Source organism: Nocardiopsis halotolerans DSM 44410 (assembly GCF_000341065.1).
GTDB classification, from domain to species: domain Bacteria; phylum Actinomycetota; class Actinomycetes; order Streptosporangiales; family Streptosporangiaceae; genus Nocardiopsis; species Nocardiopsis halotolerans.
On sequence record NZ_ANAX01000154.1, the window covers coordinates 1 to 25,974 of the forward strand.

Consider the following 25,974-nt stretch of genomic DNA (forward strand, 5'->3'; position numbering starts at 1 on the left):
CCCTGGCACGCTCGGCCGGGTTCGGGTCTCCTGGATGTACGGGGGGTTCCCGGGGCCCGCCGACACCGTGCTGCCCGCGATCCTCCGCGGCCCACGGCCACGCGGCTCGCCAACCGACGCGACCCCCCGGTCACACGCTCCCGCGGCCCGCGGTCCCAGGCCCCGAACCGGTGTGCCTCCGGTGCGTTCCCGGCCGAGGCTAGCCGACCGTCCGGTACACCGGGGGTCACGGGGGGCGGAGGCGCAAAACGTACATTCGTGACGGGTCGGGTGGCGCGATCCGTCGTGCGCGACGGTAACCTATGGACGCCTGTATGGCGTGCCCGGTCCCGATCTCCTCCCAGAAGCGGTCGTCGAACCGGGCGCGGTCCGTGACATCCCCCGGTCGCCCGGACACGCTCCCCCGCCTCGGTACGCCGTGCGGGGTGGACCGCGTATGTCGGCCGGTGCGCGCAGGTGAGTACGAACACGCCCGTCCGGCCGCAGCGCGGACCGGACGAGATCAACCCTTGGAGGTGGCGGTGGCGTCAAGGGCGCTGGCCGTCTGGGAGCACCGGAAGGTCGTCGGCCTCCTGGTCCGGCGCGACCTGAAGGTCAAGTACCAGCAGTCCGTACTGGGTTACGCCTGGACGATGTTGGAGCCCCTGGCTCTGACGATGGTCTACTTCTTCGTCTTCGGCGTCATCCTCGACGCGCAACGCGGAATGCCGGAGGAGGCCCAGGTCCAGGGCGGCTTCATGTTGTTCCTCGTGGCGGGGATCCTGCCGTGGAACACCTTCGGGGCGATCCTGTCCGAGGCCCCCCGTGCGATGATCACCCACTCCAAGCTGATCACCACCATGAAGGTCCCCCGGGAGATCTTCCCCACGGCCACGGTCGGCACGAAGTTCGTCGAGTACCTGCTCACCTGGCCGGTGCTGATCCTCTTCGTGTTCTTCTCCGGCGGCAGGCCCTCGTGGGAGGGCGTGCTGCTGTGGCTGCCGCTGGCCGTCGTGCTCCAGTTCGCCTTCGGCCTCGGCCTCACCCTCTTCCTGTCCGCGGTCAACGTGCTGCTGCGCGACGTGGAGCGCCTGGTGCGCATCGCCTCCCGCCTGCTGTTCTACGGCTCGGCGGTCCTCTTCCCGGCCACGCTGGTGCTCTCCTCGACCGAGGTCCCGGAGTGGGCCAAGGTCCTCTTCCAGCTCAACCCGCTGCTGGGTATCTTCGAGATGCACCGTGCCGTGTGGTTCGCCGGATTCGAGGAACTCACCCCGAGCACTCTCGCGTTGTCCTCGTCGGTGGTCGGTTCGATCCTCATGCTGATCATCGGATACTGGACGTTCCGCCGTCTGGAGATGTCCGTCCTGAAGGAGCTGTGATGGCGCAGACGACCTACGGCGCCGGGACCACCGGGCCGGTCATCGAGGCCAAGGGGCTCGGCGTCAAGTTCGCCGTGAACCGCCGCCGCAAGCGCAGCCTGCGCGAGATGTTCATCCACGGGAACAAGCGCGACCCCAACGCCGAGGGCGACGAGTTCTGGCCGCTGCGCGACGTCACGTTCGAGATCGGGCGGGGCGAGTGCGTCGGCATCGTGGGCAAGAACGGCACCGGTAAGTCGACCCTGCTCAAGCTCATCGCCGGGGTGCTCCTCCCCGACGAGGGCGAGGTCCACGTCCACGGCAAGGTCGCTCCGCTGCTGGAGCTGCGCGCCGGCTTCAACGACAACCTCACCGGCCGCGAGAACGTGTACCTGGTCGGCTCCCTGCACGGTATGACCGAGAAGCAGATCGACGAGCGCTTCGACGAGATCGTCGACTTCGCCGAGATCAAGCCGAAGTTCGTGGACACCCCCGTGCGCCACTACTCCAGCGGTATGAAGGTGCGGCTCGGGTTCGCGCTGATCTCCCAGCTGGAGCACCCGATCATGCTGGTCGACGAGGTGCTCGCGGTCGGCGACAAGGCCTTCAAGAAGAAGTGCTACGAGGCCATCGACCGCATGCTGGCCAACCAGCGCACGATGGTCCTGGTCTCGCACAACGAGAGGGACCTGCGCCGGTTCTGCAACCGCGGGCTCTACGTCAAGGGCGGCGGTCTCGCCCTGGACACCGACATCGACGCCGCGCTCGCCGCCTACAACGACGACACCCAGGCGGAGATCGACGCGCGCAAGAAGCGCGACGCGGAGAAGAAGAAGCGCGCGGAGCAGAAGGCCAAGGAGGCCGAGGCCAAGGAGGCCGACGGGGACGGGAACGGCGACGGCGGCAGGACCGCCTGAACCGCGCCACCCGCGTTCCCGCACGTCGACGACGCGCTCCGCCGGAGTCCTCCGGCGGAGCGCGTCGTCGTTGTTCCCGCATGTCCGGAAAAGGCCCCGTGCACCCCCAGCCGCGGCGTGACGCTCACTTTGTGTGTGTCAGTGGTTGAATGACTACCCATAGTGAGAAAGCGTGTCTCCCAGCTGAGTGGGGGAGGGACGGCCATGGCCGACGGCGGCACGGTGGCGCGGTGGGTCGCGCGGAGGTTGGAACACGGACACGTCACCCGGGCGGGGATGAGCCGGATCAGCGTCCTGGCGGCGGTCGGCGCGGCGGTCTGGTTCTCCCGGGGCGACATGGCCGGCGGCCTGGCGGGATCGGCCTTCCTGGGCACGGTCCTGTTCTGCGACGCGGTCCGGGAGCGCATGCGGGCCCACCGGCGCGACGCCCTCACCCTGTGGCTCGCGGCGATGCTGTCGCAGCTGCGCGAGTACGTGGTCTACCTCGGCCTGACGGCGGGTGCGGTGCTCACCGGGATCAGCGGCGCCTGGGGATGGGCCGCGGGCGCGCTCGTCGCCCTGGCCCTGCGTGACTCGCTTCTGCTGGCCGGGTCCGCCCCGGCCGCCCCCGGTACGGGCCAGAGCGCGCGGTCGCCCCTTTCGTCCTCCCAGCGGCGCACTGGCGGTTTTCTGGATGGTCTCGCGCCCCGGCCGCCCCAGGGGTCGCGTGACAGCGATCCCGGGCTGACCGCGCGCCTGTTCGGTGCGGCGGCGGTGGACGGCACCGGCGTCTCCGACGCCACCGGGGCCGGGGAGCCCGGCGGGAAGTCCGGAGGGCCGAGGGGCGCCGGGGGAGTCGGGACCACACCGGTGGCCTACTCCGCTCCCTCCGCCACGGAGGCGCCCACCCCGCTGCGCCGCCTCGCGGCCTTCCCCCAACCCGTGCGTTTCGCGGCCATCGCGGTGGCGGCCACCCTCGGGGACGCGCGCGTCGCCTTCGTGACCCTCATCGTCGGCTGCGTCGTCGCGGCCACCGCCCACCTCGTCGATCCGACCGGGGCCCGGCGGTGAACGGAGTCGACACGGGCGCGGGACCGGAACCGGAGGAACGCACCCCGACCGACCCGGACCTACGCCTTCTCCGTGACGATGGACACATCTCGCTCCTGCTCGGCAGGATCGCGCCGGGAGCCGTGCCACCCCTGCTCACCGTGCTCACCGGCCTCCTGGTCGCCACGACACTGCTGGCGGCAGGCCACGGACGGCTGGCAGGCATTACCCTGTTCGCACCGGTCGCTGCCCTGCTACTGTCCGGACTGGCCTCGGGCCATCCCCACGACGGACGGTTCGACTGGCTCGTGCCACCCGTCCTGCGCGTCACCGAGTACGGGTACCTGGCGGTCCTGGGGCTGGCGTCCGGCGTACCGGGTCCACTGGTGTTCGTACTCTTGATGACGGTCGCCTGCCACCACGGCGACGACGCGACGCGTCCCACGGTCGGCGTGGAACGGCCCGCCCGCGGGGCGGCGCTCGGCTGGGACGGCCGCATGCTCGTCGTCGCGGTCGGAGGAGCGCTGCACGCGCTCGCCGCCGCCTACGGCATACTCGCCGGATACCTGGCGGTGCTGCTCGTCCGCGAGGCCGCGCGCACCTGGAGCGCGACACCGGTGGCGAACGTGCGCGCCAGCGCCACCCCCGGCGATGGCGACACCGACCTGGGCGATCCCCGGATCACCCGACCAGGCCACGTAGACGGGGGCCGACCGGCCGCCGGAACGAACGGGGAGGCGTGAGAGGCCTCCCCGACCTAAGGAGGAACACGCCCTCATGCTCGGAATGGTTCTCGCCGCAGGCGCGGGTCGACGCCTACGTCCCTACACCGACACCCTGCCCAAGGCCCTGGTGCCCGTCGACGGTGAGACGACCATCATGGACATCTCGCTGCGCAACCTCGCGGCGGCCGGTCTCACCGACGTCGTCGTCGTGGTCGGCTACCGCGCCGAGGCGGTCGAGGAGCGCAAGGAGGCCCTGGAGGAGCGCCACGGCGTCAAGCTCACCCTCAGCCACAACGACAAGGCCGAGGAGTGGAACAACGCCTACTCCCTGTGGACCGCGCGTGAGTTCTTCTCCGAGGGCGTCCTCCTCGTCAACGGTGACACGGTTCACCCCGCGGGCGTCGAGGAAACGCTACTCGCCGCACGGGGACCGGAGCTCCTCCTCGCGGTGGACAACGTCAAAAGCCTCGCTGAAGAGGAGATGAAGGTGACCCTCGACGAGGAGGGCCACCTGCGGAGGATCACCAAGCTCATGGACCCGGCCACCGCCGCGGGCGAGTACATCGGAGCCACCCTCATCGAGGGCTCCCTGGACGCCCGCCTCGCCGACGCCCTCAAGGCCACCTGGGAGCGCGACCCGCAGCTGTACTACGAGGACGGCTACCAGGAGCTGGTCAACCGCGGGGAGAAGGTCGCCGTGGCGCCGATCGGCAAGGTGGACTGGGTCGAGGTCGACGACCACGACGACCTGGCCAAGGCGAGGGAGATCGCGTGCCGCTACTAGCCCGTATGCTCCCCTCCCCGCTGGCGATCGACGTCCGGCGGGGAGCCGTCTCCTCCCTCGGCACGGTGCTCGCCGACCGGAGGATCGCCACCGAGGGCCGCATCGCCGTGGCCGTCGGTCCGGGGCAGGGCGCGCAGATCGCCGCCGATCTGGACCTGCCCAACTGCGAGGTCTTCCAGGTCGAGGAGGGTACCGTCGACGCCGCCACCGAGCTCGGTAAGCGGCTGCGCTCGGGCGCCTACGAGGCGGTCGCCGGGATCGGCGGCGGCAAGACCATCGACGTCACCAAGTTCGCCGCGACCATGGCGGGCATCCCCATGGTGGCCGTGGCCACGAACCTGGCGCACGACGGCATCGCCTCCCCGGTCAGCTCCCTGGAGCACGAGGGCGGCAAGCCCTCCATCGGGGTGACCATGCCCATCGCCGTGGTCATCGACCTCGACTACGTCCGAGCGGCCCCCTCCCACCTGGTCCGTTCGGGCATCGGCGACGTGGTCAGCAACATCTCCGCCATCGAGGACTGGCACCTGGCCGGCCGGGTCAACGACGAGCCGGTGGACGGCATGTCCGTCACCTTCGCCAGGGTCGCGGCCGAAGCGGTCCTGAACCGCCCCGACTCCGTGGAGTCCGACGCCTTCCTCACGGTGCTCGCCGAGGGCCTGGTGCTCTCGGGGATGGCCATGTCGGTCGCCGGGTCCAGCCGCCCGGCCAGCGGCGCGTGCCACGAGATCCTGCACGCGGTCACCCAGCTCCACCCGGGCGTCAGCAACCACGGCGAACTCGCCGGACTGGGCGCGCTGTACGCGTCCTTCCTCCGGGTGCGGCACCTGGACTGGTCGCAGTCGCGGATGGACGAGATCCGCGACTGCCTGATCCGCCACGAGCTGCCCGTCGTGCCCTCCGACGTCGGACTCGACGAGGCGGAGTTCGCGCGGGCGGTGGTCCACGCTCCGGGCACCCGTCCGGGCCGGTTCACCATCCTGGAACACCTGAACCTCTCCGAGGACGAGATCGGACGGAGCGTCAAGGACTATGTCGAAGCCGTCGGTCGCTGAGGTCCGCGCGGGCGGCCAGCCCGCCGGTATCAAGGAGAGGACGAACGAGGAGCACTGGGCGGGCCGCCTCTACATGCGCGACCTGTCCCCGTACCTGACCGCGTTCTTCGTCCGCCTCGGCGTCCCCCCGAACCCCATCACCTACCTGATGATGGCCTTCGGCGTGCTCGCCGGGGTCGTGGTCGCCTTCGGCGGCCTGTGGTCGGCGATCGTGGCGGCGCTGTTCGTGCAGATCTACCTGCTGCTGGACTGCTCCGACGGTGAGGTGGCCCGTTACACCGGCCGCACCAGCGTGGCCGGGATCTACCTGGACCGGATCGGCCACTACGTGTCGGAGATCGCGCTCCTCATCGGTCTGGGCCTCCGCGCCCAGGGCGAGTGGGAGGCGGGCGGCTGGGTCGTCCTGGGCATGGCCGCCGCGATCGGTGTCGCGCTGATCAAGGCCGAGACCGACAACGTGGTGGTGGCCCGTGCCAAGGCGGGCCTGCCGGAGAAGATCACGGACGAGGCGATGCGTCCGCGCTCGTCCGGGCTGAGCCTGGCCCGCCGCCTGGCCTCGGCGCTGAAGGTCCACCGCCTCATCCAGGCGGTGGAGCTGTCCCTGATCCTCGTGGTGGCGGCCGTCGTGGACGCCCTCCTCGGTGATCTGACGGCCACCCGGGTCCTCGTGGCGGCGTGTGCCGCCGTGGGGGTGCTGATGAGCGCCGCGCACTTCGTGAGCGTGGTCGCGTCGAGGCGCCTCGAGTAGGTCCCCGAGCGCGGGGCGCGGACCCGGGAGGTTCCGGGAGAAGCGGTGCGGGCAACGCGCTGGTGACATTGACGTCACAAACGGGGCCGTGCAGGTTACCCTGTTCACGGTCCCGTGCACCTTTCTTTTATTCTTTCGTTAGTCTGTTTCTGCGAGTGTTGGCGTGTGTCAACCTTCCAGCAACACGTCGTCCACTGAACGGTCGCAAGTATGGCCACACCCGTGATTCCGCCCTCGTCGAGCCCGGAGCAGCCCGCGGTGGAGGGTGCCACAGCGCCCAGAGCCGAACGGAGCCGTCCCCAGGTGTCCGCGCCCACCCTGTCCTGTGTCCTGCTCACGATGGGCACCCGCCCCGCCGAACTGCGCCGGGCGATCACCAGCGTGTTCGAGCAGGAGGACGCGGACGTCGAGGTCGTGGTGGTCGGCAACGGCGCGGACCTGCCGGAACTGCCCGAGGGCGTCACGCGGGTGCGGCTGCCGGAGAACGTGGGTATCCCCGAGGGGCGCAACCACGGGGTGCGGGCGACCAAGGGTGACGTCATCCTGTTCCTGGACGACGACGGCTGGTACCGCTCCACGGACCTGGCCCGGCACGTGCGCGAGCGCTTCGCCGCCGACCCGTCGCTGGGCGCCCTGTCCTTCCGGATCGCCGACCCCGACGGCGGCCCCGACCAGCGCCGCCACGTGCCGCGCCTGCGCGTGGGGGACTCCCGCCGGTCGAGCGTGGTGACCACCTTCCTGGGCGGGGCCTGCGCGATCCGGCGCACCGCATTCGACGAGGGCGGCGGCCTGCCGGGGGACTTCTTCTACGCCCACGAGGAGACCGACCTCGCCTGGCGGATCATGGACGCCGGTTACGGGATCGAATACGACGCCGACGCGGTGATGTACCACCCGGCCGTGGTGCCGACGCGGCACGAGAACTTCTACCGGCTCAACGCCCGCAACCGGGTGTGGCTGGGCCCCCCCCANGCGGTCTACCTGGGCACCTGGGTGGGGCTGACGGTGTTGCGCGAACGCGACCGGAGCGCGCTACGCTCCTGGTTCGCGGGCTTCCGCGAGGGCTGGCGTGAGGACGCCGGTCCGCGTACCCCGATCCGCTGGTCGACCGCGTGGCGGATGACCCGAGCCGGGCGCCCACCGATCATCTGACTCTCCCGGCCGGTCCCGGCCGGGTGGCGGGGACCGGGCACGGACGTGACGGCGCGGCCCTCCCCGGCGCGGCCGACGTCACTATCCGAAGGAGAGACGTGGGTTCCTCACTGCTCCTCATCATCGGCATCCTGGTGGTTCTGGTGCTCGTGGTGGGGGTCGTCGGCCTCATCATCTTCCTGGCCGTCAGGTCGGGTAGGTCCACACGCCAGGCCCAGCCGCCCTACCAGGATGGTCAGTGGGGTCCACAGCAGCCCCAGCAGCCTCAACCGCCCCAGGGTGGACCGCAGGGTCCGCAGCCCCCGCAGGGCCAGTGGGGTCCCCAGCAGCCGCCCCGGGGCCAGTGGGGCCCGCCGCCTCCCGGTCCCCGGTAGTCTTCCCACGCCGCAGGAAGGCCGCCCCGGGGCACCGGTGAAAGCGGTGGGTCGCTGGTGGCGGAACAGCGGTTTCCAGATCCGAGGGCGGGGCGATGAGCATGTCCGGGCAGCCTCTGGTCCAGGCGTCCGAGAGTCCCGTCGTCCCGCGCCCGGCACCCAGTCCCACCGCCCTGCGTGAGGCCGTCGCGCGCATCACTCCCCCGCGGGTCAGAGAGTTCGACCGCCAGCTCGTCGAGGCGAGCACCAACGCCCAGACAGGACGGACCCTGGGCCCGCTGTGGCTGTTCCGTCGTTCGTGGGCCCAGTTCGTGGAGGTCCACAGATATCCCGACGTGGCCCGCAGGCACGAGGAACTGCTGGCGATGGTCGAACGGGGCCATTCGGACACGCGGAGGGCCGCCGTGGAGATCTCCCGCATCCTGGCCTGGGCTGACGGGGGCTGGACGAGTGAACGAATGCTCCTGGTGCTTCGAGCCCGCCGACCTGGATGAGGGCCTACCGGTCGGAGCGGTCGCCGAGACCGAACGGTTGGCGACGGAACTGGCGGCCATGGGGTGCTGAGGCCGACCACGTGGGACGCCCGCAGGGCCGGCCAGGAGGGCTGAGACGGTTTCCCCCGGGTAACGAGGTGGGGTTCTCCTCCTGTCCGGCCGCACACCGCCTACGGGAGATCGTGATCGTGCAGGTCGTCCTGTGGCCGCACAGGACGTGACGTGACTGGGGGCCGGACACTCGACGGTGTCCGGCCCTTCGCGTACGCACTGACCGGAGGGCGGAGGGGGCTATCAGATCGCCAACTGTTGCCGCTTGACAATAGTTGTCCTTATCGGCATTGTTTGCGGTTGGGAAGCCCGCCCCAGCGGCGGTCGCGGCCCCGGGCAGCGCGGGGACGCGGAGGCTCCACCCGTGCGTGGCGTCGAGCTTTCCGTCCGAACCGCGCGCCAGCGGTCTCACGCCGTGCGGAAGTTCGGTTGACCAGAGCTGTCGGAGCGTTCGTCGGAGCGGCTCGCCGCATCGCGGAAGGACGCGAGTCCTTCCAGGAGCATCGCCCGCTTACGCGGGGGCATGCGGGCGATGACCTCGTGGAGCTCCGCCTCCCTGCGGGCCCTGAGGTCACGCAGGAAGGAACGGCCGCTCTCGCTCAGCCAGAGCCTCAGCTCCCGGCGACTGTTCGGACTCGCTGTCCGGTTGACGAAGCCGACCGCCTGGAGGCGGTCACACAGCCTGCTCACGGACGGAGGGGTGGAGCCCAGGCGTTCGGTCACGGTGCGCAGGTTCACGCCGTCCTCCTCCTCAAGGATGAAGAGCACCTTGAGCTGTGGAGGAGAGACCGGCGAGGAGGCGATCTCGCGGCCACGCCCCCAGAGCACTTCCATGAGTTCGGTGACGGTGGAGGCCGCACGGGCCGCCTCGGCCGTCTGCTCCTGCGATTCAGGACTCACTTTCCACTCTCACAAATCGCGTCTGTGAGTCGTACCCGTCCGTGATCGGAAAACGGGTACCTCCACGACCATAACGGAACACCCGGTTCCGTGCCCGCCGACCGTACCCGTGCCGGTGCGCGGGTACCTTCCACCAGGCACAGAGAACACAGGTCGATCCAGTGAACAGATCCGAGACCGTAGTGCGGTCCCTCCGTGAAGCCGAACCCCACGGGCTCATGGCGGTCCTCCGCGAGGCGCTCGCGGAGAACTACGCGGTGGTGTCCGCCGAACTCTTCCTCGCCGACTACGGACTCAAGGTACTCTGCCACGTCCCCGATCCGCCCGAGGAGTGCGCGGGGGAGTACTCCGTCTTCAACAGCGTCGTGGGCAGGGTCTTCGGCGCCCAGGAGACCTACGTCGAGGACAGTTTCGGCTCCGAGGCCGTGACCGCCCACCTCCCGGTGACCTCGCGCGGTGACAGGTTGGGCGTGCTCACCGTCGAACTGAAGGCGGGCGACTCCTCCAAGGAGGTGTTCGAGGAGCTGGGGGAGATCGCCAGGGCCCTCGGCCACGAGCTCCTCGTGGCCGAACGCGACACCGACGTCTACCGCTCACTGCGCCGCAGGGACCGCCTCACCCTGGCCGCCGAGGTGCAGTGGGACCTCCTTCCCGGCCGGGGCTACGAGTGCTCCGAGTACAGCATCGGCGCCCAGCTCGAACCCGCCTACTCCATCCGCGGTGACAACTTCGACTGGTCGGCCGCGCCGGACCGGCTGACCCTCAGCATCACCAACGGCATGGGCGAGGGTATCGACGCCTCGCTCCTGAGCAGCCTCGCCGTCAACGCCCTGCGCAACGCCCGACGCGGCGGGATCCCGCTCGCCGACCAGGTCGCCCTCGCCGACAAGGCCGTCTACGCCCACTATCGGGGCGAGCGCTACCTGGACGTCCTCCTGCTCGGTTTCGACCCCGAGACCGGACGGGTGCAGGTGGTCGACGCCGGTTCGCCCCTCCTCTACCGGCTGCGCGGTGACCAGGTCGACCAGCTGCCCTTCGAGGCACAGCTGCCCCTGGGCATGGCCGAGGACACCGTGTACACGGAGGAGTGCTTCACGGTCGAACCCGGTGACCGGCTGGTGTTCGTCAGCGACGGGGTGTTCGACGCCCGGGGCGAATCGGAGAAGGAGACCTTCGGCGACAGGGCCCTGGCCCACGCCATCCTGGCCACCAGGCTGGTGCCCAGCGCGTCCGTTCCACAGGAGATCCTGCGCCAGCTGTCCGAGTACCGGCGTGAGAACGAGCCGGTCGACGACGCGCTCGTGGTCTGCCTGGACTGGCGGGGCAGGAGCTGACGGGGGGCCTCCGGCGGAGGGGGCGGGTTCCGTCCGGTGACACCGCTCATCAGGGGAGACGCTACGTACCGTTCCGTTGCCAGCGGTTGCGTGGTTCCGTCACCGGTTTGGTAGACAGTTGCCATGCGGCAAACGAACGCGTCGTGACGCTGCCCACGAATGACTCACGAGGAGATCCATGACTGACGGAGCGTCCGGCCCCTCCCGGTCGGGAACGGAGGCCGTGTCCGGGGTTCTCCGGCGCCGCCGGGAGCAGATCGCCCAGCGCTGGGCCGATCTCCCGCTCTTCCAGGCGGGGCGACTCCGGGTAGTGCGGTGACCGCGACGGTTCCCCGGACCGGCCTCGTCCGGGGTGCGAGCACCTCGTCACACCGGTGACGTGTCCGGTCGGTCCGTGAGGCGGTGCCTGGAACGCACGTGGGGCCGGGCGCCCCCGTCGGTGTCTACCTTGGGGCTCCGCTCCGCCCGCCCGTCGCCCACCATCGCCCGCCGGGGCGCTCCGCGCCTCGGCGGGCTTCCACCCTCGACGGGTGCTCCGCGCAGTACTTTCCCTGTTCGGGCGTCCCCGAAGGCGGGAACCTTCGGATCCTCCGGTGTGACGGCTCGTGCCCACGCCGCCGCCCGCCACCACCCTCAAACGACGGCCTGCGGCCGCGGCGTCCGTCGTCCCGCCCACGAATCCTCCGGAGCCCCGCCGACGCACGAACGGTGCCCGGCCCCACGTCGGATCCCGGAAGGGATCAGATCTCGGTGACGGCCTCGTCGTACTCCAGGCGCGGCAGGCGGTCGAACCACGCGTCGGGGCCCGGCCTGCCGACGTTCATGACCACGAGCGGCCGGAGCGTGGAGTCCTCACCGAAGAACTCGCGGCGCACGCCGTCGGCGTCGAAGCCGGTCATCGGCCCGGCGGCCAGCCCCGCGGCGCGCACGCCGACGATCAGGTACCCGATCTGGAGGAAGGCGTTCTGGAGCGCCATGGACTCGCGGGCCTCGACGGGCATCCCGGAGAAGTTGTCCCGGGCGTCGGGCGCGACCGGGAAGGTCTTCGGGAAGTGCTCGTGGAAGTCGGAGTCCGCCGACAGGATCAGGGTCAGCGGGGCCGTCGAGGTCTTCGGGCCGTTGTTGCCCGCCATGTGCGGCACGAGCCGCTCACGCGCCTCGGGCGAACGCACCGCGGTGACCCGCAGCGGCTGGTTGTTCATCGCGGTCGGCCCGTACTTGACCAGGTCGTAGATCGCGCGGACCTGCTCGTCGGTCACCGGTTCGTCGGTGAAGCTGTTGGCGGTGCGGGCGTCGCGGAACAGCAGGTCCTGGGCGACCTTGTCGAGAACCAGCGCGTCAGTCATGTGTTTCCTCGGTCGTGCTCGTGGCGTTGCGGGGGGCCTCCCGGAATCGGTTCCGGCATGGTCCACAACACTACTTATCGAGGAAGATATTTCCTGAGGGGGTAGCTGTGGGGTCAATCACGCACGGGGGCGCGCTGGTCGCCCCTCGGGCAGGGCACCGAGGGGACCGGACCGGCCGCCTCGTCCACCCACGCCTCCAACCGCTTCACGAACAGGCGGGCCTGTACCGGCCAGTGGAAGGACGACCGCGCGATCCCGTGCCCCGTGCGGGCCAGGCTCCGGCGCAGCCCACCGTCCCGGCGCAGCCGCAGGACCGCGTCCGCCGCCGCCGAGACGTCCCCGAAGGGCACCACCAGGCCCGACGGCCCCTCGGGGCGGCCGGTCACCAGGCCCTGCGCCATCGGGTTGGGCGTGGTCACCACCGGCAGGCCGTGCGCCATGTACTCCACGACCTTGGTCGGCATCGAGTGCCGGTAGTTGGGTGTGTCGTGCAGCAGGCTCAGCCCCGCCGTGGCGCCAGCGCAGATCCGCAACGCCCGGTCGTTGGGCACGAAGCCGTACCAGTGCAGGACGCCCTCCTGCTGGGCCTCGCGCAGCAGCGGCCGCACACCGGCGTCGGCACCGCCGATCACCTCCAGGCGCACACCGTGCGGGCTCAGCATGCGCCCCAGTTCCACCAGCTCGTGCGCGCCGCGCGCCTCGGACACCTGGCCCAGGTACACGACCCGGTCGTCGCCCGGCTCGCGCCCGGGGGACTCCGGCACCTCGGTGGTGTTGGGGACCACGGGGTGTTCACGGCGGAAGCGGGAGCGGTACCCCTCCTCGGCCAGCAGTAGCCGCATCCGGCGTTCCGCGCGCCGCTCGAAGGAGCGCACCACCGTGCCCAGCGGGCGCCGCAGCGGCCGGGGCACCCACGCCTTGGTGAGCAGGGCCGCGGCCGTGTCCTCGTGCACGTCCCACACCGTCACGGGGCGTTCGGAGGGCAGGGCCATCAGGAGCTCGGGGTCGTGGAAGAGGAGGAGGTCGGCCTGGGGCGCCTGCTCGGCGAGGACCGCGCGGGCGGCGCGCAGCGAGGACAGCCGCTCGCGACCGGAGGCGCGCGGCACGTCCACCGAGCGCAGTTCCGACCACGGGGTCACCCCGCACTCGCGGAACGGCGCCACGTAGGTCACGGTGTGCCCCGCGTCCAGCAGGGCGCGGATCTGCCGGTGCAGGATCCGGGCGTCCTCCGGGTGGTGCACAACCGTGGCCACAAGCGCGTGCATCGAGTTCACCTACCTGTGTCACCGTCGGGCGTTCAGCGAGGCCTCGTCCGCTCCTGGTAGGGCGGTACCAGCCTTGCGACACGCTATTCAGCGGGGAAGACGCGCCGAGAAAAGCCCGGTGGCCGTGCGGGGTGCAGGAGGTGAACCTTCGGTCAGGGGAGGGTGAACGCCGAAAGGCACGCCGATGGACACGGTGTGTCCGGATCGGCGTGCCTGTTCCCGGGGCGCCTCAGGTCACAGGACCTGGAACCCCTCGCGTGGGACGTGGCGCCGGACCTGCGCCGGAACCGGCGCGGCGGCCTCGGTCTCGGGCTCGGGGCGGCGCAGCACGCCCCGCGTGTCCAGGAGCAGCCGCGCGTACTCCTCCAGCCGCTTGGGCCGGTACTCGCTGTGGTCGGTGAGCAGGATGACCAGGTCGGCCTCGGCCAGCGCCTGCTCCAGGTCGGTGGAGCGGGGCACGTCCACCCCGTCGACCTGCCAGGACTCCACGTGCGGGTCGTGGTAGGTCAGCGTGGCGCCCTTGGCGGCCAGCTTGCGCGCGACCGGGCGGGCCGGGGACTCGCGCTGGTCGGCGATGTCGGCCTTGTAGGTGACGCCCAGCAGCAGCACCTTGGACCGCGACAGCGCCAGACCGGCGTCGTTGAGCAGCTCCTGCGCCCGCTGGATGACGTAGGAGGGCATGCGGCCGTTGATCTCCTGGGCCAGCTCCACGAACCGGAACGGGTAGCCGAGGGTCTTGACCTTGTACGACAGGTAGTTCGGGTCGATGGGGATGCAGTGACCGCCCACGCCCGGACCCGGGTAGAAGGCCTGGAAGCCGAACGGCTTGGTGGCCGCCGCCGCGATGGCGTCCCACAGGTCCACGCCCAGCTCCTGGCAGAAGATGGCCATCTCGTTGACCAGGGCGATGTTGACGTGCCGGTAGGTGTTCTCCAGCAGCTTGGCCATCTCCGCCTCGCGGGTGCCGCGCGCCCGCACCACCGTGCCCACGAAGGCGGAGTAGAAGGCCGCCGCGGCCTCCCCGCACGCCTCGGTCAGGCCGCCGACCACCTTGGGCGTGTTGGCCACGCCGAAGGTCGGGTTGCCGGGGTCGATGCGCTCGGGCGAGAAGGCCAGGTGGAAGTCGGCGCCCGCGACGAGGCCGGACTTCTCCAGCAGCGGGCGGACCACCTCCTCGGTGGTGCCGGGGTAGGTGGTGGACTCCAGGATGACCAGGGTGCCCGGCCGCAACTGGGCGGCGATCGACTCGGCCGCGGACGTGACCGCGCCCAGGTCGGGGCCGCCCTCGGGCGACAGCGGTGTGGGCACGCAGATCACGATGGTGCGGGCCGTGGCCAGACACGCCGGGTCGGTGGTCGCGCTGAAACCACGGTCCAGCATCCCGCGGACGTCCTCCGAGGAGAGGTCGTCCACGTGCGAGACGGCGTTGTTGAGCCCGTCGACGACGTGACCGCTCACGTCGAGGCCGGTGACCTTCAGGCCCGCGGCCACGGCCTCGGCCGCCAGCGNGGACGACGAGGTCGCTGACCGCGCCGGCGGACTGCTCGGAAACAGAGGCTGGGTTGGAGGCTGCGGCATCCACTTCGTGGTCACACTCGCATTCATGTGGTGAACGGGCGTAAATAGCGGGGATTGCCATTGCTCAGTGCGTTGGACGTCCGAGTGTAGGCAGGTGTTGCCCGCGCTTACGGGTTTTGGCCTGGTTCGGTCATTTTTTGAATCTGAACCCGATACGCCTGGTTGTAGCGGTATGCGGCCTCGGTCCAGGTTCGGTCCGCGCCGACAAGGCTGCGACCTGCATGGCCGTAGGAGATCCGCTTTTCACGACTGTAAGCGAGTTTTGTCAGCACATCGGCTAGAGTCGCCGATTCGCCCGACGGAATTAACTCTCCGGTCACCCCCGGTTCCACGATCTCTCGCAACGCGGGAAGATCACTGGCCACCACCGGAAGTCCGCCCGCCATGGCCTCCACGGGCTTGAGCGGAGTGACCAGGCGGCACACCCTCTCGTCCCTCCTCGGCACCGCGAACACGTCCAGCGCGGCGTGGTGTTCGCGGACCCGCGCGGCGGGGACCCTGCCGGTGAAGTGCGCGGTGTCCTCCAGTCCCAGCGACGCGGCCAGGGAACGCAGGGAGGGCAGTTCGGGACCGTCCCCCACCACCAGCGCGTGCGCCGCCTCCCCGCGCTCGCGCATCAGGGCCACCGCCTCCAACAGGGTGTCCAGCCCCTCGTAACCGAAGCAGCTGGTGGTGGTGCCCACCACGAACTCCTCCGCGCCGATCCCCAGCTCACCGCGCACCCCGGCGCCCGACGGCAGCGGCTCCAGGAAGGAGGCGTCCACCGCGTTGGGTACCACCAGCAGGCGTTCGCGCGGCACCCCACGCGCCTCGATGTCGGCGCGCATCGCCTCGCCCAGGGTCACCACCAGGTCGGCGGCCAGCATGCACGCGGTCTCACTCGCGCGCTCGGCCCGGTAGAAGGCGTCGTCCACACTGCGTGAGGGGTCGCGGGACAGCCACGACTCCTCCAGGAAGCCCCGCACCTCGTACACGACCGGCAGGTCGAACCTGCGGCCCAGTTCCAGGGCGAGAGCGGCGTTGTGGTGGTTGCTCGCGGCGTGCAGCACGTCCGGCCGGAGCGCCTCCACCAGCGCCGACGCCATCCGCACGCCCACCTCCAGCTCCCGTGCGGAGTCGGCGGGCGCCGTCCAGGGGNGCGACACCGTCCACACGCACCAGCGTGCGCGGGTCCCGGATCCCCTTGGTGAGCGGGTATCCCGCCCGGGTCACCACGTGCACGTCCATCCCGGCCTCCCGTTGGGCGACCGCGATCCGGTGGGTGCGCTGCGTGTACCCCGCGTTGGTGTGCGGCAGCGCGTTGGTCACCAGGTGCAGCACCCGCGTCCCCGTCCCGGGTGACGGCGGACCCCAGGCCGCACGCCGCCGTTCACCCACGGGCACCTCCGGTCGCCGAGCGTTCACCGTGGCGTCGGGCGGCGTTCGGGGATCGCGGGTTAACGTGATGGCGTGACGGTCAGGCGACGTGGACGTGGGCGCGGCGACAGCGCGTCCCGTGGCGAGGGCCGTCCGGTACTCCGCGGTCTTCCGGAGGGCACCCTCCGGGAGCTGATCGACCAGCTCACGGGCGGTCGTCGCGTCTCCGGCCGCCAGGCAGGCCGCCACCAGGCGGTTCACCCGGCGGGGGGAGGCGCCGCTCGCCGCGGCGAGCACCGCCTCGCGGGCGTCACCGCGCCGGCCCTGGTCCCACAGGGCGTAGGCGCGGGCCAGGCCGCCCGCCCGGGCGGCCAGGGCGCGCACCGCGCGCCGCGGCGGACCGGGCGTCAACCGCAGCGCCAGCAGCGGCAGCCGGGCCGGATCGGACCGCAGGTGTCGCCAGGCCAACGAGAGGGTGAACGTCACCGCCCGCGGCCAGCGGGTGCGCGGGCGCGGAACCTGGGATTCGAGAACTCGGGTGTCATGCACGGTCAGTCACACAACCACGCCGACGTGACCGCGTGGTGACACCTCGGCGACACGGACGGGACGGCTTGGGCAAGGAACGCCGCCGAACCACACCAGTCCCGCCGATCACGGCGGGAACACCATCCCAACAGAAGGAAACGTGAGAGCCGTGGCAACGAGCGCCCCCGCGGGGAGCCAGGACACCGGGATCGTGCACGTCGTCGGCGCGCGCCCCAACTTCGTCAAGGCCGCGCCCGTCGTCTCCGCCCTGCGCGGGCGCGGCGCCCACCAGTCGGTCGTGCACACCGGCCAGCACTACGACGACCGCATGTCCGCCGTCTTCTTCCGCGACCTGGGCCTGCCCACACCCGACGTCGACCTCGGCGTCGGCTCGGGCTCCCACGCCGCGCAGACCGCCGCGCTCATGGTGGGTCTGGAACAGGAGTTCACCTCGCGCCAGCCCGGCATGGTGGTCGTCTACGGTGACGTCAACTCCACCGTGGCCGCCGCCCTGGTCGCCGCCAAGCTGCACGTCCCCGTCGCCCACGTGGAGGCGGGCCTGCGCTCCTTCGACGACACCATGCCCGAGGAGATCAACCGCAGGGTCACCGACCAGCTCAGCGACCTGTGCTTCGCCACCAGCCCGGAGGCCATCGGCCACCTGGCCGCCGAGGGCGTGTCGCCCGACCGCGTCCACCTGGTCGGCAACCCCATGATCGACACCCTCCTGGGCAACCTCGACCGCTTCGACGCCGACGCCCTGCGCGCCCGGCTCGACCTGCCCGAGCGCTACGTCGCCGCCACCCTGCACCGGCCCGCCAACGTCGACGACCCCGACACCGTCGCGCGCCTCGCCGCGCGCCTACACGAGATCGCCGACCTCGCCGACGTGGTCATGCCCGTACACCCGCGCGGGAAGGCCGCCTTCGACCGCGCCGGGCTCGGGGACCACCCGCGCGTACGGCTCCTCGAACCCCTGGGCTACCTGGACTTCGTCGCGCTCACCCGCGGCGCCGCCGCCGTGGTCACCGACTCCGGCGGCGTGCAGGAGGAGACCACCATCCTCGGGGTCCCCTGCCTGACCCTGCGCCCCAACACCGAACGCCCCGTCACCATCACCCACGGCACCAACCAGCTCGTCACGGAGGCCGACCTCCTCCAGGCCGTCACCAAGGTCCTGCACGGGCAGAGCCCCGAGAGGACCGGCGACCGCACCCCGCCCCTGTGGGACGGCCGCGCGGGGGAACGCATCGCCTCCGTCCTCACCCAGTGGTCGAGGTGAAACCGATGACGCACGAACCCCGCACACCCGTCCCCGCGCCCAGGCACGAGGGCGCAGGGAGGCACGCCGTCCCGGTACAGACACGCCGGAACCCGATTCCCCCGCAGCGGTCCAGGTGATCCACCATGGCACACGTCCATCCACTCGCCCCGCCCCCGCAGAGAGGCCCCGCCGGGCCCGCCACACGCCTCGCCAAGGGCATCCGGACCCGGCCGGGCACGCGCCGGGCACATCCGTCGGACCCGACGGTGGTTGCGCCCAACCGACCCGAACACAAGGTGGCAGACCGTGAAACGGCGTGAACAGAGCCAGACCGAACAGCTCCGCCAGGCGCTGGCCGAGCGCGAGGCCCAGCTCCAGGAGGCGCGCGCCCGGCTCGCGGCCCTGGAGGGTTCCACATCGCTCCAGGTGGGCAAGGCGCTCACGGCGGCGGCGAAGCGGCCCGGCCGCTCCCTGGTCCGGCTCCCTCGTGACCTCTACCGGCTCTGGCGGCGCAGCGGGACCACCCGGCACACCGCACGCCGCCGTGGCGNACCGGCAGGAGGCCCGTCTGCTCACGGGCCTGACGGGTGGCAGGGAGGACCTGCTGATCGCCGCCACCGCCGTCGGCCCCTCCATCGCGGAGGCGATCGGCCCGTACGTGCGCTCGGTGCCCCTGCGCCCGCACGACGCCCAGATCGTCATGGACGGCGTCGACGTGGACCTGGTCCTGGTCTCCGCCTCCGCCGCCGCCCCGGGGTCCCCGTGGGCGCACGTGGGCGACCCCGCGGTCGCCGACCGCACCCGCGCCCTGCACTGGGTGCTGGAGTCCGCCGCGGCCCGCGGTATACCCACCGTCCTGCTCGACGACGCCACCGCGCCGCCCGCGCTGCGGGACCTGGGCTTCGACAGGATCCACCGGGGCGACGCCGGGGTCCCGCTGCACCTGTTCAACCCGGTGGCCGCCGAACTGGCCCCCGGGCCCAAGGCGGTGTTCGTGCGCGGCCACCACGAGGAGGCCGTCCCCCAGGCCCTCGCCGAACTGGACTCCGGGGTGGTGGAGGCCGACTCGCCCGGCCTGGCCGACGCCCTGCGCGCCGCCAACGTCGCGGTCGTCCCGGCCTCCGACGACACCCGGCTGCGCCGCCGCGCCTGGGCGTGCGGTACCCGGGTGGTCACCCACACGGCGGTCGCGGACACCGAGGGGCTCGCGGTCACGGTGCCGCGCATGCGCGCCGAGGGGCCCACCCCGGCCGAGCAGAGGGGCATGCTCCGGCAGGTCTTCCAACGGGAGGCCACCCCGGTCCGCCTCGCCGAGATCCTGGACGGCCTGGACTTCCCGTCCGGCACCCCAGGGCCGGAGCTCCCGCTGCGCGGGCGCTCCGTCGCCGTCCTCGCCGACCCCGCGGGGGAGGCCGACGCCGAACGGCTCGCCGACGACCTCCTGACCGCCGCCCTGAGGCCCGCCGAGGTGGTCGTGCCCGGCACGGCCTCCCAGCTGCCGGGCATCCAGCGACTGCGTGCCGAGGGCGTCACCGTGCGCACCGTGCGCTTCAGCGCCCCGGACACGCCCGAGGAGCTCACCCGGGACGGGCACGTCCGGATCGGCGGGCTCGAACCCGAGCGCTGGGCGGCCCTGGCCGAACGCGCCACCTCGCCCTGGTCGCACCTGTGGACCGCACCGGTCGGCCGCAGGCGCCTCGCCGACCTGGTGTGCGCCGTCGAGTGCTCGGACGCCGACGCGGTCGGCACCGCGGACGAGGAGGACGAGCCCTCGGAGACCACCGCGCGTGGGTTCTTCGACCGGGGCACCGACGGACGGCAGTATGTCTTCGTCGACGCGGTCGCCCCCGAACTGGTCCGCACCGCACTGCTGCGGCGCGGCTGGGACCCGGCGGAGTGGAACCGCCGTGGCACGAGGCTCCTGGCACTGGGGCCGGACCACGGGACGGGCGACGACTCCGACGCGGAGGATTCCGTGTCCAACGCCTCCGCCGTCGGCTGAGCCGCACGGGCAACGAGAAAGCATCCGAAGGGAAGAACGTGAGCACACCGCCACCGCGCGCACTCCTGTACGGGGACGTGGACCTCAACATCATCGACGGTTCCGCGATCTGGGCGCAGTCGATGGCGCAGGCCCTCGCAGCCGCCGGATGCGAGGTCACCCTGTTGTTGAAGGCGCCCGTGCGCACCGACCGGCTCACCGAGCCCCTCACCAGGGTGCCCGGGGTCCGGCTGCTGCGCCCCTACGAGGAGAAGGCGCTGCCCGACCTGGGGCCGCGGGGGCTCACCCCGGAGCAGGCCGTCACCCTGATGACCAGGCAGCACGAGCGCAGGCCCTTCGACCTGGTGGTCGTGCGCGGGCGCCGTCTGGCCGGGCTGGCCGCGCAGGAGGAGGCGCTGGCGGGGCGCCTGTGGACCTACCTGACCGACTTCCCGCACAGCGTGGGGGAGCTGTCCGCGACCGCCACCGCCGAGCTCACCGAGATCGCGCTCGCCTCCCGGTTCCTGCTCTGCCAGACCGAGGAACTGCGTGCCTTCCTGGAGTCGTCGGTGCCCGCCGCCTGCGGCCGGTCGGTCCTGTTCCCGCCCGTGGTGGTCGTGCCCGAGGACGCGCGCGCCGACGGTGAGGCGCACGCCCGCGCCCGCCTCGCCTACACCGGCAAGTTCGCGCCGCGGTGGAACACCCTGGAGATGACCGAGCTGCCCGCCGAGCTGGCCAAGCTCGGGGTGGACGCCGAACTGGTCATGATCGGCGACAAGATCCACTCCGAACCCGCGGACTGGGCCAAACGCATGCGCCGGGCCCTCGACGAGGTGGACTGGCGGGGCGGGATGTCGCGCGCCGACGCGCTCCGCCAGGCCGCCCAGTGCGGCTTCGGTCTGTCCTGGCGGGACCCGTCCATGGACGCCAGCCTGGAGCTGTCCACCAAGGTGCTGGAACTGGGCGCGCTCGGCCTGCCCGTGGTGCTCAACCGCACGCCCATGCACGAGACGATGCTGGGCGCCGACTATCCGCTGTTCGCCGGGGCCGACGTGGCCTCGGTCGCGGAGGTGGTCGCCCGAGCGCACGGCGACCGCGCCGTCTACGCGGACGCCGCCGCGCGCTGCCGCGCCGCCGCGGCCGACCACACCCTGGAACGCGCGGCCGAGCGGTTGCGCGGCTACCTCACCGAGGCCCTGCCGCCCGCGCCCGCGGGAGCCAACCCGGACCGGCCCCTCAAGGTGGTCATCGCCGGGCACGACATGAAGTTCTTCACCCGTCTGGCCGAGTACCTGGACTCGCTGCCCGGCCTCGACGTGCGCATGGACGAGTGGGAGGGGTTGAGCACCCACGACCAGTACCGGTCCCGGGAGCTGGCGGCCTGGGCGGACGTGGTGATCTGCGAGTGGTGCGGACCCAACGCGCTGTTCTACTCCAAGTGGAAGCGCCCCGACCAGCGGCTCATCGTGCGGCTGCACCGCTTCGAGCTCTACGCGGAGTGGCCCCGCAAGCTGGACATCGACAAGGTCGACGCGGTGGTGTGCGTGAGCCCCCACTACGCCGACCTGACCCGTGAGATGACCGGGTGGCCCGCCGGGAAGGTGGTCGTGCTCCCCAACTGGGTGGACGACGGTCAGCTGTCCCGCCCCAAGCTCTCCGGGGCCGAGTTCTCCCTGGGCATGGTCGGGATCGCGCCGTCGCGCAAGCGGTTGGACCGGGGCCTGGACGTCCTGGCGGAGCTGCGGCGTATGGACCCGCGGTACACGCTGTCGGTGAAGACCAAGCAGCCGTGGGAGTACTGGTGGATCTGGAACCGGCCCGAGGAGCGGGCCTACTTCGAGCGCGTGTACCGGCGTATCCAGCGCGACGGGCTCCTCGCCTCCGGAGTGGTGTTCGACCCGTTCGGCCCGGACGTGGCCACGTGGCTCCGACGTGTGGGGTTCATGCTCTCCACCAGTGACGACGAGTCCTTCCACCTGGCCCCGGCCGAGTGCGCCGCGTCGGGAGGCGTGCCCGCGCTGCTGCCGTGGCCGGGCGCGGACACCATCTACGACCCGCACTGGATCCACGACGACGCGGTGGCGATGGCCGAGGCCATCCACGCGACCGTGAGCGAGGGCCGGTTCGAGGCGGAGGCCGCGCGCGCCCGCGAGGAGGTCACCACGGCCTACGGCCTGGACCGGGTGCGGTCGCTGTGGAGCGACCTGGTGGTGCGCGGCCGGACACCCGCGCAGCAGCCCGCCGCGGCGAGCACCTGAGGCGGGAGCGGGGCGGGGCGCCTCCGGTCCGGGAGGCCGCGGGACGCCCCGGAACACTCCCGGGGAAGTCCGCCGTTCGGGCCGGGGACCCGGCCCCGGCGCGGCGGCCGGGGCCGACGGCGGCCGTGACCGGAGGTCTCGGACGACCTCTCGTGAGGGGTGGACGAGGCCCTCGCCGGGGGTTTTCAGACCGGTCCGGTCATCTTCGACAGACCGCCCGCCCCGGCGGGCAGGAACAGCGCGAAGGTGGTCGGCCTGCTCTGGACCAGCTCGACCCGGGCCCCCTCGGACTCGGCGATGTGCCGGGCCAGGGCCAGTCCCAGTCCGGTACCGCCGCCTCCGCTCACCTCGCGTTCGAAGATCCGCCCCGCCAGGTGCTCGGGCACACCGTCGCCCTCGTCGCTCACCTCGATGCGCACCGAGTGCCCGGTGTCCAGGCGCCGGATGGTGACCGTTCCCGCTCCGTGCTTGTAGGCGTTCTCCACCAGCGTCGCGATGATCTGGGCCAGGTCGGTGGGGACGGTCATCGCGGTCAGCCCCGTGTCCCCGGTGACCAGCAGTTCGCGCCGCTCCGAATGGAGGACCGGCCGCCACTCGTCCCGGACGTGGTTCAGGACGGGGTCGATCTCCACCGCCTCCACCTCGGGGTTCTGGCTCTTGCGGGCCCGCCCCAGCAGGCTCTCCACCGTCTCCACCAGGCGTTCGGTCTGTGCCAGCGCCGCCTCGCCCTCCTCGCGGACCACCTCGGGGTTGTCGGCCTCGGCGATGATCTCCTCCAGGCGCATCGTCAGCGCGGTCAGCGGGGTGCGCAGCTGGTGGGAGGCGTCGGTGGCGAAGTGGCGCTCGGTGGCGATCAGCCCGGCGATGCGCTCGGCGCTGCGGTCCAGGACCTCCGCCACACGGTCGGCCTCGGGGATCCCGTACCGGTGGCCCCACGGTGTGGTCACCCCCGAACCCAGGCGCTCGGCGGTGGCCGCCAGGTCGAGCAGGGGCAGGGTGAGCCTGCGCGCCTGGAACATCGACAGCCCGACGGCGACGCCGATGGCCAACAGGGACAGTGAAGCGATCCCCAACCAGGCGCGGACCACGCTCTGCTGCACGCTCTCGGTGCTCATCCACACCTCGGCGAGTGTGCCGCGGCCGGTGGTGGCCGTCGCCTTGAGCATGCCCGGGGAACCGGGGGCCTCGGGGTTCAGTGCGGGATCGCCCGCGGTCACGGGTGCGGCCTCGCCCGCGGGTGTGATCCTGATGAAGCGGTTCGGGTGCTCGTGGTCGAACCGGTCCAGGTTGATCTCGCCGTGCAGCTCCAGCATGGTGTCGCTCTCGGCACCGATCAGCTCCGCCTCGGCCTGGAGCTGGCGGGTGCTCTCGTCGTACACCAGCTTGTACGTGAGCGCGCCCAGGGGCAGCCCGAGCAGCATGACGGCGATGACGGTCACCACCAGGGTGGAGAAAACCATCCGCCTGCGCATGTCACCTTCCGTTCGACCCGGAGGTGGTCGACCGGCGCGAAGCGCCTCGAACCCGGGGCCGTGTCAGTCTCGCTCGAACCGGAAGCCCACACCCCGGACGGTCGTGATGTACGACGGCTGGTTGGCGTCGTCCCCCAGCTTGCGGCGCAGCCAGGAGATGTGCATGTCCAGGGTCTTGGTGGACCCCCACCAGTTGGTGTCCCACACCTCGCGCATGATCTGCTCGCGGGTGACCACCTTGCCCGCGTCGCGGACGAGCACGCGCAGCAGGTCGAACTCCTTGGTGGTGAGTTGCAGTTCGCGTTCTCCCAGCCACGCCCGGCGGGAGTCGTTGTCGATGCGCACGCCGTGCACGACGGGCACCTCGGCGCCGCCCCGGCGCAGCAGGGCGCGGACGCGGGCCAACAGCTCGGCCAGCCGGAAGGGCTTGGTGACGTAGTCGTCGGCGCCCGCGTCGAGGCCGACGACGGTGTCGACCTCGTCGGCGCGCGCGGTCAGGATGAGGATCGGCGTTCCGTGACCCTCGGCGCGGAGCCGACGTGCCACCTCAAGCCCGTCCATTTCGGGCAGCCCGAGATCCAGGACCATGAGGTCTATGTCTCCCGCACGGGCACGGTCGAGTGTCTCAATGCCGTTGACGGTCACGTCCACCGTGTAGCCCTCGCGTCGGAGTGCGCGCGCGAGAGGCTCGGAGATCGAGACATCGTCTTCGGCCAGCAAAACGCAGGTCATGTTGCCGATCGTAGGTCCGGGGACGCGCATTTCCCTATTATGCGCGCCGGATGTCCCAAGGTTGGCTGAAAATACGCTAATCACATACCGGGCAAAACGTCCAATTGGCTAACTTAGGCCTTTTCTTTACACTTACATGGTGATACCGGGAAGCTTGTGGTGCGTGCGCGCGGACATCGTCCTGGCCGGATGCGCATGCCCCTCCTGGTGGGCGGCGCGATGGAGAAAAGGGACGGTCAGCAACAAAGTATGTGATGGGGCGGTGTGGGGAGGACGGTGGAACGTGGCGGGTGGTCATCGGCCACCGATCGGTCTCCTCCAGCGCGGGTCCGCCCGACGCGCCGCCCCCGAAAGCGAGGAGACCGTACGTGAACCCCACATCCGGGCAGGGCGGCGGAGACGATCCGCGGTTCGAGGGACCGCGGGAACCCCGGCACCCCCAGCCCTTCCAGAATCCCCGGGGCTTCGCGCGTCCCCCGACGGCGGGACCCGGGCAGCCGCCGCCCCCGGACGTCCGGACGGGGCGGGGATCCCACGATCAGCGGCCGCGGCCGTCCCCGCCGGGACGCTACGGCACCGGCCTGTTGGCCGTGCTCTCGGTGATCGCCGTGCTGGCGGGCGCCTCCTTCCTCGGCGGAGGGATCGCCCTCGGCGGCATGATGACCGGCCGTGTCGCGGCGGACGGCGGCCCCGATCCCTCGGCCGGGCCCAGCGGCGAACCCACGCGGGAGACACCGACCGGGGCGCCGACCACCGCCGAGGAGTCCCCGCCGACCGAGGAGCCCACGGCCGCGTCCACCGACGGGCCCACGGAGGAGCCGTCGGAGGAACCCGTGGACGAGCCGACCGCCGAGAACCCCATCAGCTCCGAGGAGCTGATCAACGAGCTCCGGCGCGACTTCGACATCGACGCCCGGCAGGACATCACCGAGGAGGTCTGCGGCGCGGGAGGTGAGGAGGATCCCCTCCGGTGCACCTCCTCGATGGACACCAACCTGGTGCGGGTGGCCGCGTTCGAGAACTCCGGAGTCGCCATGATCGTCGCGCTCGCCATGCGGGAGAGCGAGGAGAACACCGCGGCGGACGTCCAGGAGGCCTGCCACTTCGTGCTGCTGTGGTTCGACCACAACGGCCTGGACCAGGCCCAGCGTGACTCCATGGCCGAGGCCACACGGGAGATCGCGGGCTGCTCCTGACGTACGCCGCACGAGCGGGGCGCGGACGGGCCGACACGGTCACCGGGGTGGCCCCGACCAACGGGCGCTCACGCGGAACGCCCGGCCGGGGGCGCCCC

20 protein-coding genes and 3 pseudogenes are annotated in these 25,974 nt (G+C 71.6%); 16 read left to right on the forward strand and 7 right to left on the reverse strand.

Going from position 1 to position 25,974, the window contains the following annotated elements; all coding sequences use genetic code 11:
- Positions 1–509: 509 nt before the first annotated feature.
- The 10 genes from D455_RS0111325 to D455_RS30080 all read left to right on the forward strand — a co-directional run bounded on the left by D455_RS0111325 (position 510) and on the right by D455_RS30080 (position 8,615).
- Positions 510–1,358 carry an ABC transporter permease gene (locus D455_RS0111325; protein ID WP_017570843.1) on the forward strand — a complete coding sequence of 283 codons (849 nt, stop codon included), beginning with the start codon at positions 510–512 and terminating at the stop codon, positions 1,356–1,358.
- Positions 1,358–2,254: an ABC transporter ATP-binding protein gene (locus D455_RS0111330; RefSeq protein WP_017570844.1), complete on the forward strand. Its 897-nt coding sequence runs from the start codon at positions 1,358–1,360 to the stop codon at positions 2,252–2,254. Before D455_RS0111325 ends, D455_RS0111330 begins: the two co-directional genes overlap by 1 nt.
- A gap of 204 nt (positions 2,255–2,458) precedes the next feature.
- Complete coding sequence (locus tag D455_RS0111335) at positions 2,459–3,304, forward strand: hypothetical protein (RefSeq protein WP_017570845.1); 846 nt, start codon at positions 2,459–2,461, stop codon at positions 3,302–3,304.
- Entirely contained in the window at positions 3,301–4,026 is a 726-nt protein-coding gene (locus D455_RS0111340) for a DUF5941 domain-containing protein (protein WP_017570846.1), read from the forward strand. The genes D455_RS0111335 and D455_RS0111340 overlap by 4 nt, the downstream gene beginning before the upstream one ends.
- A gap of 34 nt (positions 4,027–4,060) precedes the next feature.
- Positions 4,061–4,792 carry a phosphocholine cytidylyltransferase family protein gene (locus D455_RS0111345; protein ID WP_017570847.1) on the forward strand — a complete coding sequence of 244 codons (732 nt, stop codon included), beginning with the start codon at positions 4,061–4,063 and terminating at the stop codon, positions 4,790–4,792.
- A gap of 5 nt (positions 4,793–4,797) precedes the next feature.
- The gene (locus D455_RS0111350) at positions 4,798–5,847 is read left to right on the forward strand and encodes an iron-containing alcohol dehydrogenase family protein (RefSeq protein ID WP_017570848.1); all 1,050 of its coding nucleotides are present in this window, start codon (positions 4,798–4,800) and stop codon (positions 5,845–5,847) included.
- Positions 5,825–6,595, forward strand: a complete 771-nt coding sequence (locus D455_RS0111355) for a CDP-alcohol phosphatidyltransferase family protein (protein ID WP_017570849.1) — start codon at positions 5,825–5,827, stop codon at positions 6,593–6,595. Before D455_RS0111350 ends, D455_RS0111355 begins: the two co-directional genes overlap by 23 nt.
- Positions 6,596–6,898: 303 nt before the next feature.
- Positions 6,899–7,747: a glycosyltransferase family 2 protein gene (locus tag D455_RS0111360; RefSeq protein ID WP_017570850.1), complete on the forward strand. Its 849-nt coding sequence runs from the start codon at positions 6,899–6,901 to the stop codon at positions 7,745–7,747.
- 98 nt (positions 7,748–7,845) lie between these two features.
- A complete protein-coding gene (locus tag D455_RS0111365) occupies positions 7,846–8,121 on the forward strand; it encodes a hypothetical protein (RefSeq protein ID WP_026122530.1) in 276 nt (91 codons plus the stop codon).
- A gap of 101 nt (positions 8,122–8,222) precedes the next feature.
- Positions 8,223–8,615 carry a hypothetical protein gene (locus tag D455_RS30080; protein WP_152487050.1) on the forward strand — a complete coding sequence of 131 codons (393 nt, stop codon included), beginning with the start codon at positions 8,223–8,225 and terminating at the stop codon, positions 8,613–8,615.
- 459 nt (positions 8,616–9,074) lie between these two features.
- On the opposite strand, the gene D455_RS0111375 is transcribed toward D455_RS30080, so the two are convergent.
- Complete coding sequence (locus D455_RS0111375) at positions 9,075–9,566, reverse strand: MarR family winged helix-turn-helix transcriptional regulator (protein WP_017570852.1); 492 nt, start codon at positions 9,564–9,566, stop codon at positions 9,075–9,077.
- 218 nt (positions 9,567–9,784) lie between these two features.
- Between D455_RS0111375 and D455_RS0111380 the strand changes: the two genes are divergently transcribed.
- Together D455_RS0111380 and D455_RS34150 are read left to right on the forward strand one after the other, a co-directional pair.
- Positions 9,785–10,900 carry a PP2C family protein-serine/threonine phosphatase gene (locus tag D455_RS0111380; protein ID WP_051064622.1) on the forward strand — a complete coding sequence of 372 codons (1,116 nt, stop codon included), beginning with the start codon at positions 9,785–9,787 and terminating at the stop codon, positions 10,898–10,900.
- Positions 10,901–11,078: 178 nt separating this feature from the next.
- Entirely contained in the window at positions 11,079–11,219 is a 141-nt protein-coding gene (locus tag D455_RS34150; RefSeq protein WP_160167839.1) for a hypothetical protein, read from the forward strand.
- A 421-nt stretch (positions 11,220–11,640) separates the two neighbouring features.
- Here the strand turns inward: D455_RS34150 and D455_RS0111390 are convergent, their stop codons facing one another.
- From D455_RS0111390 to D455_RS30085, 4 genes and pseudogenes are all read right to left on the reverse strand, one after another.
- Positions 11,641–12,246, reverse strand: a complete 606-nt coding sequence (locus D455_RS0111390; protein ID WP_017570854.1) for a malonic semialdehyde reductase — start codon at positions 12,244–12,246, stop codon at positions 11,641–11,643.
- 113 nt (positions 12,247–12,359) lie between these two features.
- Complete coding sequence (locus D455_RS0111395; protein ID WP_026122532.1) at positions 12,360–13,511, reverse strand: glycosyltransferase family 4 protein; 1,152 nt, start codon at positions 13,509–13,511, stop codon at positions 12,360–12,362.
- Between the two features lie 234 nt (positions 13,512–13,745).
- Positions 13,746–15,093: pseudogene (locus tag D455_RS0111400) on the reverse strand (nucleotide sugar dehydrogenase).
- Between the two features lie 103 nt (positions 15,094–15,196).
- Positions 15,197–16,913, reverse strand: a pseudogene (locus tag D455_RS30085) (glycosyltransferase family 4 protein).
- Between the two features lie 229 nt (positions 16,914–17,142).
- Between D455_RS30085 and wecB the strand changes: the two are divergent.
- From wecB to D455_RS0111420, 3 genes and pseudogenes are all read left to right on the forward strand, one after another.
- Entirely contained in the window at positions 17,143–18,255 is a 1,113-nt protein-coding gene (wecB, locus tag D455_RS0111410) for a non-hydrolyzing UDP-N-acetylglucosamine 2-epimerase (protein WP_017570858.1), read from the forward strand.
- A 288-nt stretch (positions 18,256–18,543) separates the two neighbouring features.
- Positions 18,544–20,239, forward strand: a pseudogene (locus D455_RS30090) (hypothetical protein).
- 38 nt (positions 20,240–20,277) lie between these two features.
- Positions 20,278–22,476 carry a glycosyltransferase gene (locus D455_RS0111420; RefSeq protein WP_017570860.1) on the forward strand — a complete coding sequence of 733 codons (2,199 nt, stop codon included), beginning with the start codon at positions 20,278–20,280 and terminating at the stop codon, positions 22,474–22,476.
- A gap of 185 nt (positions 22,477–22,661) precedes the next feature.
- Here D455_RS0111420 and D455_RS0111425 read toward each other — a convergent pair whose 3' ends face one another.
- Positions 22,662–23,948: a sensor histidine kinase gene (locus D455_RS0111425; RefSeq protein ID WP_017570861.1), complete on the reverse strand. Its 1,287-nt coding sequence runs from the start codon at positions 23,946–23,948 to the stop codon at positions 22,662–22,664.
- A gap of 63 nt (positions 23,949–24,011) precedes the next feature.
- Positions 24,012–24,680 carry a response regulator transcription factor gene (locus tag D455_RS0111430; protein WP_017570862.1) on the reverse strand — a complete coding sequence of 223 codons (669 nt, stop codon included), beginning with the start codon at positions 24,678–24,680 and terminating at the stop codon, positions 24,012–24,014.
- A 368-nt stretch (positions 24,681–25,048) separates the two neighbouring features.
- On the opposite strand from D455_RS0111430, the gene D455_RS32190 reads away from it, so the two are divergent.
- Entirely contained in the window at positions 25,049–25,876 is an 828-nt protein-coding gene (locus tag D455_RS32190) for a hypothetical protein (protein WP_152487051.1), read from the forward strand.
- Positions 25,877–25,974: the final 98 nt, after the last annotated feature.

Coding starts and splice junctions, on each gene's coding strand:
- D455_RS0111330 (WP_017570844.1), top strand. CDS start 1,358: ATGGCGCAGACGACCTACGGCGCCGGGACCACCGGGCCGGTCATCGAG.
- D455_RS0111335 (WP_017570845.1), top strand. CDS start 2,459: ATGGCCGACGGCGGCACGGTGGCGCGGTGGGTCGCGCGGAGGTTGGAA.
- D455_RS0111345 (WP_017570847.1), top strand. CDS start 4,061: ATGCTCGGAATGGTTCTCGCCGCAGGCGCGGGTCGACGCCTACGTCCC.
- D455_RS0111350 (WP_017570848.1), top strand. CDS start 4,798: ATGCTCCCCTCCCCGCTGGCGATCGACGTCCGGCGGGGAGCCGTCTCC.
- D455_RS0111355 (WP_017570849.1), top strand. CDS start 5,825: ATGTCGAAGCCGTCGGTCGCTGAGGTCCGCGCGGGCGGCCAGCCCGCC.
- D455_RS30080 (WP_152487050.1), top strand. CDS start 8,223: ATGTCCGGGCAGCCTCTGGTCCAGGCGTCCGAGAGTCCCGTCGTCCCG.
- D455_RS0111380 (WP_051064622.1), top strand. CDS start 9,785: ATGGCGGTCCTCCGCGAGGCGCTCGCGGAGAACTACGCGGTGGTGTCC.
- D455_RS34150 (WP_160167839.1), top strand. CDS start 11,079: ATGACTGACGGAGCGTCCGGCCCCTCCCGGTCGGGAACGGAGGCCGTG.
- D455_RS0111390 (WP_017570854.1), bottom strand. CDS start 12,246: ATGACTGACGCGCTGGTTCTCGACAAGGTCGCCCAGGACCTGCTGTTC.
- D455_RS0111395 (WP_026122532.1), bottom strand. CDS start 13,511: ATGCACGCGCTTGTGGCCACGGTTGTGCACCACCCGGAGGACGCCCGG.
- D455_RS0111425 (WP_017570861.1), bottom strand. CDS start 23,948: ATGCGCAGGCGGATGGTTTTCTCCACCCTGGTGGTGACCGTCATCGCC.
- D455_RS0111430 (WP_017570862.1), bottom strand. CDS start 24,680: ATGACCTGCGTTTTGCTGGCCGAAGACGATGTCTCGATCTCCGAGCCT.